This window comes from Actinoplanes sp. NPDC051851 (genome assembly GCF_040681165.1).
Lineage (GTDB): Bacteria > Actinomycetota > Actinomycetes > Mycobacteriales > Micromonosporaceae > Actinoplanes.
In genome coordinates this window covers 417,846-429,472 of the sequence record NZ_JBFAYF010000001.1, presented here as the reverse complement: position 1 = coordinate 429,472, position 11,627 = coordinate 417,846, and the positions used below count along the sequence as shown (strand labels likewise).

The 11,627-nt window shown below is 69.7% G+C and carries 10 protein-coding genes and 1 tRNA gene; 4 read left to right on the top strand and 7 right to left on the bottom strand.

The annotated features are described in order from the left end of the window. Positions 1–651 (top strand): aminodeoxychorismate/anthranilate synthase component II, encoded by a 651-nt coding sequence (locus AB0M08_RS01995; protein WP_364486825.1) that lies wholly within the window; start codon positions 1–3, stop codon positions 649–651. Positions 652–727: 76 nt separating this feature from the next. On the opposite strand, the gene pknB is transcribed toward AB0M08_RS01995, so the two are convergent. The 7 genes from pknB to AB0M08_RS01960 all read right to left on the bottom strand — a co-directional run bounded on the left by pknB (position 728) and on the right by AB0M08_RS01960 (position 9,485). Continuing rightward, positions 728–2,491 carry a Stk1 family PASTA domain-containing Ser/Thr kinase gene (gene pknB / locus AB0M08_RS01990; RefSeq protein ID WP_364486822.1) on the bottom strand — a complete coding sequence of 588 codons (1,764 nt, stop codon included), beginning with the start codon at positions 2,489–2,491 and terminating at the stop codon, positions 728–730. Next, on the bottom strand, positions 2,488–3,810 hold the full coding sequence (locus tag AB0M08_RS01985) for a serine/threonine-protein kinase (RefSeq protein ID WP_364486819.1): 1,323 nt from the start codon (positions 3,808–3,810) through the stop codon (positions 2,488–2,490). Before AB0M08_RS01985 ends, pknB begins: the two co-directional genes overlap by 4 nt. A gap of 1 nt (position 3,811) precedes the next feature. Next, entirely contained in the window at positions 3,812–5,308 is a 1,497-nt protein-coding gene (locus AB0M08_RS01980; RefSeq protein ID WP_364486816.1) for a penicillin-binding protein 2, read from the bottom strand. Next, entirely contained in the window at positions 5,305–6,759 is a 1,455-nt protein-coding gene (locus AB0M08_RS01975) for an FtsW/RodA/SpoVE family cell cycle protein (RefSeq protein WP_364486813.1), read from the bottom strand. The genes AB0M08_RS01980 and AB0M08_RS01975 overlap by 4 nt, the downstream gene beginning before the upstream one ends. 76 nt (positions 6,760–6,835) lie before the next feature. Next, a complete protein-coding gene (locus AB0M08_RS01970; protein WP_364486810.1) occupies positions 6,836–8,206 on the bottom strand; it encodes a PP2C family serine/threonine-protein phosphatase in 1,371 nt (456 codons plus the stop codon). Further along, positions 8,203–8,685 carry an FHA domain-containing protein gene (locus AB0M08_RS01965; RefSeq protein ID WP_364486807.1) on the bottom strand — a complete coding sequence of 161 codons (483 nt, stop codon included), beginning with the start codon at positions 8,683–8,685 and terminating at the stop codon, positions 8,203–8,205. Before AB0M08_RS01965 ends, AB0M08_RS01970 begins: the two co-directional genes overlap by 4 nt. A 5-nt stretch (positions 8,686–8,690) precedes the next feature. Continuing rightward, positions 8,691–9,485: a DUF3662 and FHA domain-containing protein gene (locus tag AB0M08_RS01960; protein WP_364487138.1), complete on the bottom strand. Its 795-nt coding sequence runs from the start codon at positions 9,483–9,485 to the stop codon at positions 8,691–8,693. A gap of 238 nt (positions 9,486–9,723) precedes the next feature. Here AB0M08_RS01960 and AB0M08_RS01955 point away from each other — a divergent pair. From AB0M08_RS01955 to AB0M08_RS01945, 3 genes are all read left to right on the top strand, one after another. Beyond that, positions 9,724–9,806 (top strand) — tRNA-Leu (locus tag AB0M08_RS01955). 243 nt (positions 9,807–10,049) lie between these two features. Then, on the top strand, positions 10,050–10,874 hold the full coding sequence (locus AB0M08_RS01950; RefSeq protein ID WP_364486804.1) for a WecB/TagA/CpsF family glycosyltransferase: 825 nt from the start codon (positions 10,050–10,052) through the stop codon (positions 10,872–10,874). 97 nt (positions 10,875–10,971) lie between these two features. Next, the gene (locus AB0M08_RS01945; RefSeq protein WP_364486801.1) at positions 10,972–11,580 is read left to right on the top strand and encodes a hypothetical protein; all 609 of its coding nucleotides are present in this window, start codon (positions 10,972–10,974) and stop codon (positions 11,578–11,580) included. Positions 11,581–11,627 lie beyond the last annotated feature (47 nt).

The window sequence follows — 11,627 nt, the reverse complement described above, 5'->3', positions numbered from 1 at the left end:
GTGCGCATCCTCGTGATCGACAACTACGACTCCTTCGTCTTCAACCTGGTGCAGTACCTGGGCCAGCTCGGCGCCGAGTGCGAGGTACGCCGCAACGACGAGATCACCGTGGCCGACGTCGCCGGGTTCGGCGCGGCGGGCATCCTGCTCTCCCCGGGCCCGGGCGAGCCGACCCGCGCCGGGATCATGCTCGACGTGATCAAGGAGTACGCCGGGAAGATCCCGCTCTTCGGGGTCTGCCTCGGCCACCAGGCGATCGGCGCGGCGTTCGGCGCCACCGTCACGCGCGCCCCCGAGCTGCTGCACGGCAAGACCTCGCTCGTCTTCCACCAGGGCGCGGGCGTGCTGGCCGGCCTCCCCGAGCCGTTCACCGCCACCCGGTACCACTCGCTGGCCGTGCTGGCCGAGACGCTCCCGGACGAGATCGAGGTGACCGGGCGTACCGAGTCCGGCGTGGTGATGGCGATGCGTCACCGCACCCTGCCGATCGAGGGCGTCCAGTTCCACCCGGAGTCGGTGCTCACCGAGGGCGGCCACACCATGCTGGCCAACTGGCTCGCCTCCTGTGGCCTGGAGTCGGCCCTGGAGAAGGCACCCGCGCTGGCCGCCGAGGTCGAGCTCCGCCGCCGCTCCGCCTTCGCCACCGCCTGACCGGGTTTTTAGATACCAACGAAGAAGCCGGCAGCGAGAACGCTGCCGGCTTCTTCGTGTACGCCCTATGGCCCGGTCAGTCCAGCGGGTCGTCGGTGCCGTCGGTCGGGTCCACCGAGGCCGACTCGCTCGGCTCCGCGGTCGCGGTCGACACCACGAAGATGGTGACCGTGCTGCCCTTCTCGACCTTGTCCTTAGCGCCCGGGTCCTGCGAGGCCACCTCGCCGGGGTCGGCGCCCGAGGCGACGATCTCGACGTTCGCGTTCAGGCCGGCGTTCTCCAGCAGCGCGACCGCGGCGTCCTGCGATTTGCCCACCACGTTCGGCACCGAGACCAGCGCGTTGTTGGAGATCTTGACGACCACCGTGGAGCCCGGGTCGACCTCGTCCCCGGCGTCCGCCACGCTGATCACCTGGCCCTTGGGCGAGGCGCTGTCGACCTCCTTGAACGACGGCACCAGGCCGGCGCTCTCCAGGGCCGCCTTCGCCGCCTCCTGCGTGCCGCCGACCAGACCGGTCGGCACCTTCACCTTGTCCGGCGCGTTGCAGAGCGTGTAGCTGACCTGGGTGTCGATCGCGATCGTCTCGCCCGCGCTCGGCGACTGCTCGAACACCTCGCCGTTGCAGTCGGTGCCGGTGCTCGGCTCGGTGGAGGTCCGGTTGGTCAGCTTCAGCCCGTCCAGTTTCGCCTGGGCCTGCGCATTGGTGAGGCCCTTGAGGTCGGGCATCTGGACCTGTTCGACCGTGGTGGTGTCGTTGTTGTCGCCGGAGCCGTTGTCCTTGTTCGCCAGGGCGACGCCGAGCACGATCACCACCAGCACGCCGAGACCGGCGAGCGCGGCCCAGACCCAGGACTGCTTGTTGTCCTGACTGCGCGGCTGCACCGAGGCCGGGACCGGCCGCTGCATGGTGGTGGCGCCCTGCGGCTGCCACTGCCGGGGACCACCGCCCATCGCGACGGTCTCCTGGTTCATCACCGGGGTCGCCATCACCGGACGGCCGGAGACGGCGCGCAGCGCGTCCGCGCGCATCTCCTGGGCGCTCTGGTACCGGTTCAGCGGGTTCTTGGCGAGCGCCTTCAGCACGATCGCGTCGAGGTCCGGCGGGATCTCCCGGACGATCGAGCTCGGCGCCCGCGGATCCTCCCGGACGTGCTGGTACGCCACGCTGACCGGGCTGTCGCCGACGAACGGCGGGTGCCCGACGAGGAGCTCGAAGAGGACGCAGCCGGCCGCGTACACATCGGAACGGGCGTCGACCGACTCGCCGCGGGCCTGCTCGGGGGAGAGGTACTGCGCGGTGCCGATCACGGCACTGGTCTGGGTCATCGTGGTGGCACCGCTGGCCAGCGCCCGGGCGATGCCGAAGTCCATCACCTTGACCTGGCCGTTCTGCGTGATCATCACGTTGCCGGGCTTGATGTCCCGGTGGATGATCCCGTGCCGGTGGCTGAACTCCAGCGCGGCGCAGATGTCGGCGATGGTCTCCAGCGCCCGGCGCGGCTGCAGCCGCTGCTCCTGGGCCAGGACCTCCTTGAGGGTCCGCCCGTTGACGAACTCCATCACGATGAACGGGAGCTTCTCGCCGGTGGCGGAGATCTCCTCGCCGGTGTCGTAGACCGCGACGATCGCCGGGTGGTTCAGAGCCGCCGAGTTCTGCGCCTCGCGGCGGAAGCGCTCCTGGAACGTGGCATCGCGGGCCAGGTCGGTACGCAGCATCTTGATGGCCACGTCCCGTCCGAGGCGGAGGTCGCGTCCCCGGTGCACCTCCGCCATACCGCCGTAGCCGAGCAGCTCACCGACCTGATACCTGCCGCCGAGCAGTCGGGCCTGCGCCGTCATAGCGTCTGTCGTCCTTCGTTCGGTCGGATCAGGTCGAGCTGGGGATCGGCCTTGGTTAGACGGTACGACGCCGCCGACAACCGGTCAGCAGCCACGCCCGTGCGGAGGATAGCCGCCGAGCTGCGGTGATTACCCAGCGCTTGCTCTGCGGCGGAGTTGTTGTTGCCATGTCGATACAGGAACGAGATGACCCCGGCACACAGGAGGACCAGCAGTGCGAGCACCACGGCCAGCACGATGAGCACCTGACGGCCGAACGTGTTCTCCGGTCTGCCCTGCGCCATCGGGTGCGGATATCCACCCATCGGCGGACCCGGATGCGGCGACTGCGGCCGGTACGGCGGGGGCGAGGGCGGCGAGACCGGTGGGGCCGGTGACGCCTGGGGTGCCTGCGGGACCGACGCCGCGCCGCGGGCACCCGAGGTCGGCCGGGGCACCGCGGCCCGGGCCGGCTGGGCCACGGGCTGCTGGATCGGGTGCTGCACCGGGTGCGGCTGGGTGGTCAGCGAGGAGGCGGCCTGCCGGGCGACCGCCGCCATCGCCGCGGCGCTGGGCCAGCGGGCGGCAGGGTCCTTGGCGAGCGCCCGCTCCACAATGGCGCGTACCGCGGGCGGGATGTCGCCGGGCAGCGGCCGGGGGGTCTCCCGGACGTGCTTCATGGCGATCTCGATCGGGGTGGCCCCGTCGAACGGCCGGTGGCCGGAGAGGCACTGGTAGGCGACCACGCCGAGGGCGTACACGTCGGACGCCGGGGTGGCCGTGTCGCCGGCGGCCTGCTCGGGCGAGATGTACGACGCCGTGCCGAGCACCGCGCCGGCCACGGTGAGCTGACCGACCAGCGCCGAGCGGGCGATGCCGAAATCGGTCAGGACCAGCGTCCCGTTCGGGCGGACCAGCAGGTTTCCCGGCTTCACGTCCCGGTGCACGATCCCGTTCGCGTGCGCCGCCTGCAGCGCGTCGGCGGCCTGGGCGACCAGCGCCATGGTCCGCGCCGGGGTGAGCCGGCCGACCCGGCTCAGGGTGCGGGAGAGCGCGTCGCCCTCGACATACTCCATCACCAGGAAGGCGAGCTGCTGGTCGCTGCCGTAGTCGTAGACGTCCACGACGCCCGGGTGGTTGATGGTCGCCATCGTGCGTGCCTCGCCGCGGAAACGCTCGGCGAAGCCCGGCTCGTCCAGCAGCGCGGGCAGCAGGATCTTGACCGCGACGGTCCGGCCCAGCACGTCGTCCGTGCCGCGCCAGACGTCACCCATGCCGCCGCCGGCGATCCGCTCCTCCAAGCGGTAGCGCCCACCGAGCGTGACCCCCGGGCGGATCATGTCAGTTCCCTCCCCCGGCCGCGGCCTTCATGATCAGGCCGGCGATCCGGGCAGCTTCGGCACTGGCGTGCCCACCGGACACGTTCTCCAGAACGACGCAGACCGCCGAGACGGCCTCGCCCTTGTCGTTGAAGGCGAACCCGATGAACCAGCCGTGCGGGTCGGCGTTCTCCACGTTCTGGGCAGTACCGGTCTTGCCGCCGACCGTGTATCCGTCGATCTGCGCGTTCGTGCCGGTGCCGTTCTCGACGACGCTGACCATCATGTCCTTCAGCTTGGACGCGACGGTTCCGCTGATCGGGGTGCGCAGCGTCTTGGGCTGGGCCGTGTAGACCGTGCCGCGATCCTGGTTCAGAAGCTTCTGTACGAGGTACGGCCGCATCTCCTCACCGCCGTTGGCCACCGCGGCCGCGATCAGCGCGCCCTGTACCGGCGTCATCCGGACGTCCCGCTGGCCGATCGAGGACTGGGCCAGCGCCGCCTTGTCGGTGCTGCCGTCCTCGTTCGCGATCTCACCGGTGTGGCTGGCCGCCACCGCGAGGCCGTCGCCGCTCTCCAGATCGCCGACCTTGAGCGTGTCGTCCTCGAAGCCGAACGCCTTCGCCGCCGCCTTGACCTTGTCGGCCCCGAGCTTCACGCCGAGCTTGGCGTACCCGGTGTTGCAGCTCTCGGTCAGCGCCTCCTTGAGGGTGACCTCGCTGCCCGGGCAGACCTCGTCCTCGGCGTTGTGGATCGTCGCGCCGCCCTCGGTGTAGACGCTGCCCGCCGGGATCTCGGTGTCCTCGTCGTACCCGTTCTGCAGGGCCGCCGCCGAGACGACCACCTTGAAGGTCGAGCCGGGCGGCAGGGTCTGCGAGGTCGCCCGGTTCAGCAGCGGGTTGTTCTCCTTCTTGAGGAGCACGTTGTACGTCTTCGACGCCGCCGTCTTGTCGTGTGTGACGAGCTCGTTCGGGTCGTAGCTGGGGAACGAGGCCAGCGCCTGGATCGCGCCGGTCTGCGGGTCGATCGCCACCGCCGCGCCCCGGGTCGCACCGCGCTCGTTGTTCTTGAGCTGCTTGTACGCGACCTCTTGCGCCTTGGTGTTCAGCGTCAGCACCACGTTGCCGCCGCCGCTGTTGTCCCCGGTGAACATGTCGCTGAGCCGGTCCGCGAAGAGCTTGTCGCTCTCGCCGGAGAGGAAGTCGTTCTCGCTCTCCTCGATGCCGACGCTGCCCATGCTGACCGGCTTGTACCCGATGACCGGGGCGTACGCCTCGCCCTTCGGGTAGACGCGGAGGTACTTCAGGTCGTCCTCGGTCGCCTGGTTCTGGGCGAGCGCGGTGCCATCGGCCTCGATGACGCCACGGGGACGGTCGTACTCCGCCTCCTGCACCCGCGGATTTCGGTAGCTGGTGCGGTAGTCGTCGGCCTTGTACGCCTGAACCCAGTTGAGGTTCGCGAAGATCAGGCCGAAGAGGACCATGATGACCACGCCGGAACGGCGGAGTGGGGCGTTCACGGCTTGATCACCTCCGTCATGGCGCCGTGGAGCTGGGTGGGTGCCTTCTTCGGTCCGGGCCGTTCCGGGCCGGCGGGGCCGCCCGCAGGTCCGCGGGCCGCGTTCGAGATCCGCAACAGCATGCCGATCAGTAGCCAGTTCGCCATCAGGGAGGAACCACCGCCGGAGAGGAACGGCGTGGTCTGGCCGGTCAGCGGGATCAGCCCGGTGATGCCACCGAGGATCACGAAGACCTGCAGGCCGAGCGTGAACGCCAGGCCACCGGCGACCAGCTTGCCGAACGAGTCACGCACCGCGATCGCCGCGCGCAGGCCGCGCTCGACGATCAGCAGGTAGCAGACGAGCAGCGCGGAGAGACCGAAGAGACCGATCTCCTCACCGAGCCCGGCGAAGATGAAGTCGGTGCGCACCTCGGGGATGTGCCCCGGCGCGCCACCGCCCGGCCCGGACCCGAAGAGTCCGCCGCTGCCGAGGCCGAGCAGGCCCTGGACCAGCTGGTAGCTGCCGCCGACCCGGTCGTAGTTGGCGTCCGAGAACGGGTCCAGCCAGACCTCGGCCCGGTCGTAGAAGTTCGCGAACGGGCCGCCGACCGAGGCGCCCAGCAGGTAGGCCAGGTAGACGCCGCCGAAGAAGAGCACCAGGCCGATGATCAGCCAGCTGGACCGCTCGGTGGCCACGTAGAGCGTGACCACGAAGAGGCCGAAGTACATCAGCGCGGTACCGAGGTCCTTCTCGAAGACCAGGACCAGGAGGCTGAGCAGCCAGACCGTGACGACCGGACCGAGGTCGCGGCCGCGCGGGAAGTCGATGCCCAGGAACCGCTTGCTGGCCAGCGAGAGCACCTCGCGCTTGCGGACCAGGTAGTACGCGAAGAAGGAGACCAGCGCCAGCTTCGCGAACTCACCCGGCTGGATCGAGAACGAGCCGAACTTGATCCACAGCTTGGCGCCATTGACCTCGGAGAGGCTCGACGGCAGCACCGCCGGGATCATCACCAGCACGATGCCGGCCAGGCCCAGCGTGTACGCGTACCGGGAAACGATCTTGTGGTCGCGCACCACCAGCAGCAGGACCGTGGCCAGGATCAGCGAGGCCAGGGTCCAGGCGAGCTGGCGCCCACCGGTGCCGGCGAAGATCCCCGGGATGTCCTCGTCGTTGCTGATCGCCCGGGCGATGTCGAGGCGGCGCAGGAACGCCACCCCGATCCCGTTGATCAGCGCCACCGCGGGGAGCAGCACCGGGTCGGCGTACGGCGCGGTGAACCGGATGACCACGTGCAGGCCCAGGAACAGGATGCTCAGCAGCACGGCCGGCACCCAGAACGTGGACGTGATCGTGTCGAACTGGTTCGCCTCGACGGTCGCCCCGAACGCCATCACGAGCAGCATGGCGAACGCCAGCAGCCCGAGTTCGGCGTTACGGCGGGTCTTCAATCCCGGGATACGCGACATCTCACCCGTGGAAGCGGGTGTGGGAGCCGGTACGGCGGGCGCGGTCAAGAAATTTCCCCAGACGTGTAGGCCGTGCTCAGTCGACGGTCCGGCAGCCGTTGTCGGCGGCCGTGGCTGCACTCTCGGACGGTTGGGCACTCGGCACGGTTCCCGTCGAGGCCACGGCGCTCGGGTTCGCACCCGGCGTCGCGGTCGCGGTCGGGGCGAGGCTGGTCGTGACGCAGACCGGCTTCAGGTTCGGGTTCGAACCGTCGTCCGTGGTCAGGTCGGTCAGCATCGTCCGTGCGGCGTCCTGGCTGTCGGCGTGGATGCCCTGTTTGACCCGCTCCTGGGCGACCGTGGTCAGGTCTTCCAGGCGGACCGTGCTGGTCTCGCTCACCGTCGACAGGTCCAGCCCGGCGATCTGCCCCGGCACGCCGCGGAAGATGGCCAGTTGCCCCGCCTCGGTCGCGCCGACGTAGTACTGGCCCTGGGTGTACTTCCACCCGGCCCAGAGACCACCGCCGAGCACACCGAGCAGCAGGAGGACCAGCAGGGTCGTCCGTACCGGGTGGCCCTGGGGCTCCGGCTCGCGGTCGTACCCGTTGGTCTCCGGCTGCGCCGGGCGCGGCGCCTGCGGCTTGAGAGCCGCCGCGCGGGCCGCCGAGGTGGAGCTGTCCGCCACCGTGGTGTTGCCACGGTCGAGCGGGGACGCCGCACCGCCGACGATCGGCGCCTGTTCCATGATGTCGACGTCGGTCGCGTCCGCGATCACCACGGTGATGTTGTCCGGACCGCCGCCACGGAGGGCGAGCTGCACCAGGCGTTCGGCGCAGGCCTTAGGGTCGGGGATCTCCTTCATGGTCTGGGCGATCGTCTCGCCACTGACCACACCGGAGAGGCCGTCGCTGCAGATGAGGTACCGGTCGCCCTTGAGAACCTGGCGGACGGAGTACTCCGGGTCGATGTCCCGGCCGTCCAGCGCTCGGGTGAGCAGCGACCGCTGCGGGTGGCTGCTCGCCTCCTCGGGGCTGACGCGGCCCTCGTCGACCAGCATCTGAACGTACGTGTCGTCCTTGGTGATCTGCGCGAACTCACCGCTGCGCAACAGGTACGCGCGGGAGTCGCCGATGTGCACCATGCCGAACTTGCTTCCCGAGAAGAGCACCGCGGTCAGCGTGGTGCCCATACCCTCGAGTTGCGGGTTGGCGTCGACGGTGTCACGCAGCTGCTGGTTGGCAGTGCCGACGGCGTGCCGCAGCGCGTCGACGAGCGCGTCCCCCGGGACGTCGTCGTCGAGTGGCGCCATAGCGGCGATGACGATGTTGGACGCGACGTCACCAGCGGCCATGCCGCCCATGCCGTCCGCGACTGCGAGGAGTCGCGGCCCGGCGTAAACGGAGTCCTGGTTGAGGTCTCGGATCAGACCGCGGTCGCACTGAGCGGCATAGCGCAGGGTCAGGGTCATGGCCGTAACTCGAGAGAAGTGCGTCCGATGCGGATCGGGACGCCAAGGGGGACGGGGGTTGGCCCGGAGACCTTACCTCGATCAAGATAAGTACCGTTGGTCGAGCCGAGGTCCTCAACGAACCACTGGCCGTCGCGTGGCACCAGCCGGGCGTGGCGCGCGGAGGCGAAGTCGTCGGTGATGACGAGCGTCGAATCCTCAGCACGCCCTATCGTGATCGGGGCTTCACCGAGCGTGATACGGGTGCCGGCCAGCTGACCGGCGGTCACGACCAGTTGCCGCGCCGCCTTACCGCGCTTCACCTTCGCCGGCCGGCCCTGAAGCACCGCGCCACCCACCCCCCGAGGGCTGGCGACGATGCTCTTGGACCGGGCACCCGCGAACAGATCCCGTCGGATCACACCGACCACCGTGAACACGAAGATCCACAGAAGGATGAGGAATCCGAACCGGGCGACGGTGAGGACGAATTCGGGCAAGGCCGCTAGCCGTCCACTCGGAAGGTGAGCGTGGTGGTGCCGAGCTGGATCATGTCGCCCGGGTTCAGTGCCACGGCCGACACGCGCTGGCCGTTGACCATGGTGCCGTTGGTGGAACCGAGGTCGGTCAGCACGACCTGGTTGCCGTCGTAGTCGAGCCGGGCGTGCCGGCGCGAGATGCCGACGTCCGGCAGGCGCAGGTTCGCCTGGTCGCCACGACCGATGACGGTCGAGCCCATCTGCAGCGGGTAGGTCCGCCCGTCGCCGGAGACCAGTCCGACGCTGCGCGGGCCACCGTGGCCGCCACCACCGTGCTGCTGGTAGCCACCACCGTGCTGGTCGTAGGGCGAGTACTGCGGGCCGGCGTCATACGCCGGCTGCTGCACCGGGGCGACCTCACCACCGGTGTAGACCTCCGCGGTCACGCGGAACATGCCCGTGTCCAGGCCGTCCCCACGCTCGATCTCGACGATCACGTCGCCGTACACCGTCCAGGCCTGCTCACCGATGAACTCGGCCTGGGACTGCGCCAGCTCCTGCGCCAGCGCGGCGGCGTAGGGCGCCAGACGACTGTGGTCGTACGGCGACAGGTCGATCACGTAGCGGTTGGGCACGAGGGTGCGGCCACCGGCGAGGATGGCCTTGTGCGCCTCGGCCTCCCGCTGCATGGCATTCAGAATCTCCACAGGGTGCACTACACCCTTGAACACCTTCGCGAAGGCCCCTTCGACCAGGCCTTCCAATCGCTTCTCAAAGCGCTGCAGCACGCTCACCGGCTCCTCCTCGGGTTCCGAGGACATGATGGTATCCGGCGGCCGCTTGCGCATCTGTAGCCCAAGAGCAGCCGGCACTTCTGACCCTCGTATGACGCCCTACGACGCCGTGCTAATGTTTCCTGCGTCGCGGGGCGATATCAACTCGCTCTAGTGACGTGCGACAGCGTAGTCTGTCGCACGCAGTAACCTGAAGCAGACCCGGCGGGGCCCGCTTCACCCGGTCACCGAGGTCAGTTATATGATCTCCGAGACCAAGTCACATGGGGATGTGGCGGAATGGCAGACGCGCACGGTTCAGGTCCGTGTGTCCGAAAGGACGTGGGGGTTCAACTCCCCCCATCCCCACGATTCGCAGGCGCCCTGTGTTCGCAAAGACCGCGAACCAGGGCGCCTCGTTTTGCTACCTGGGGGCCGAGCCCCCCAGACCCCCACGTTACGGTGGGCCCGCTTTGCCGGTGGTCGGGCTGGAAAAGTTTTTGGTCTCGGTTCCGCCCTTGTTTTTTCCGTACGGTGTGTCGCGTCACGTTTTGACCGTTGGACGTCGGCGGTAAGGTGGCGCGCCAGTGTCTCTACGTCGTGGAGTTCTTTGTGACCGCTACGCCCACCGGGGTTGGCCAGGACAAGCGCAACGTGTTGGGTGTGCTGGTCGACGCGACGGACTACGCCAGTGCGACTGCCAAGATTGTTGAGGCGGCCAAGGAGGGGCGGGGGTTCGCGGTCACGGCGCTGGCCGTGCACGGGGTGATGACCGGGGTACAGGATGCGGCGCACAATGCGCGCCTGAACTCGTTCGATCTGGTGACGCCGGACGGACAGCCGGTGCGGTGGGCACTGAACCTGCTGCACGGGGCGGGACTCACCGATCGGGTGTACGGGCCGACGCTGACCCTCAAAGTGGTGGAGCGCGCGGCGGCCGAGGGGCTTCCGGTCTACCTGTACGGGTCCACCGAGCCGACGCTGGAGCGGCTCGTGCCGGCGCTGCAGGAGATGTTCCCCGCGCTGAAGATCGCCGGGGTGGAGGCGTCGAAGTTCCGGAAGTCGCACCCGGGCGAGGAGATCGAGATCGCGGAGCGGATCAAGGCCTCCGGTGCCCGTGTGGTGCTGGTCGGTCTGGGCTGCCCGCGGCAGGAGGTCTTCACCTACGCCATGCGACCGCACCTGGACATGCCACTGCTCGCCGTGGGCGCCGCGTTCGACTACCACGCCGGGCTGCTGAAGAACCCTCCCGCGTGGATGCAGAAGTACGCGCTGGAGTGGCTGTGGCGCCTCGGTCTGGAGCCGAAGCGGCTGTGGAAGCGGTACGTCCTCCTCAACCCCGCGTACCTGAGCCGGCTCGCGGCGCAGAAGCTCGGGCTGTGGAAGGCCACCCCGCCGGCGCCCGCCACCGAGCCGGTCACCGACTTCGCCGTCTGATCTGATCTTCGATCGGGTTTCCGACTGTTACCCCTACGGGTCGCGGTCCGGGAACAGCCCGGTTTTGCGCGCCGCGTAATCGGTGAACGCTGTCGATGTGACTACTGCCGTGGACGTCGTTCTGATCGGGGTGCTCGCTGTCGTCTGGCTCACGGCCGGACTCGTGGCGGACGGGCTGCCCAGCGCCGGCACAGCGCTCGCCATGCGCCGGCGGGCGGGTGTGCTGGGGCTGCTGGTCGGCGCAGGCGCGACGGCGTTCGTGGCGGTGCCGCTGGTCGCCGCCCTGATGCCGGGTGCGTCCACGGCGACGACGGCCGCACTGCTTCCCGCCGTACCGGCGCTGATCGTGCTGACCGGGACCGTACGCCACCTCAGCTGGGTGCGGCGCGGTGCCGGCGCGTTCGCGACCGCACCGCTGGCGCCGGTGCCGCCGGCCCTGCGTGCCGGTGCGGCACACCCGCTGGTCGCGGCGCCGCTCCAGGTCACCGGGCTCGCCGCGGTGGCCGGGCTGCCCCTGGCTGCCGGGCTGGTGGCCCTGCCCGGCGAGGGCGTCCCCGGGGTGAGCACCGCGACCGGGGTGGCGATCACGCTGGTCGCGATCGCGGGCGTGGCGATCGGGGTACGCGCAGCGCTGCGGCACAGCCGGCTCGCCCCGCTCGTGCTGGCCCCGCTGGGACGGGAACGCGTTCGCGCCGGGGTCCGCTGACTCCCGGAGAAGGCGTCGGCCCGCCCCGTCTACCGGGGGCGGGCCGA

Coding starts and splice junctions, on each gene's coding strand:
- pknB (WP_364486822.1), bottom strand. CDS start 2,491: ATGACGGCGCAGGCCCGACTGCTCGGCGGCAGGTATCAGGTCGGTGAG.
- AB0M08_RS01975 (WP_364486813.1), bottom strand. CDS start 6,759: ATGTCGCGTATCCCGGGATTGAAGACCCGCCGTAACGCCGAACTCGGG.
- AB0M08_RS01985 (WP_364486819.1), bottom strand. CDS start 3,810: ATGATCCGCCCGGGGGTCACGCTCGGTGGGCGCTACCGCTTGGAGGAG.
- AB0M08_RS01960 (WP_364487138.1), bottom strand. CDS start 9,485: ATGTCCTCGGAACCCGAGGAGGAGCCGGTGAGCGTGCTGCAGCGCTTT.
- AB0M08_RS01970 (WP_364486810.1), bottom strand. CDS start 8,206: ATGACCCTGACCCTGCGCTATGCCGCTCAGTGCGACCGCGGTCTGATC.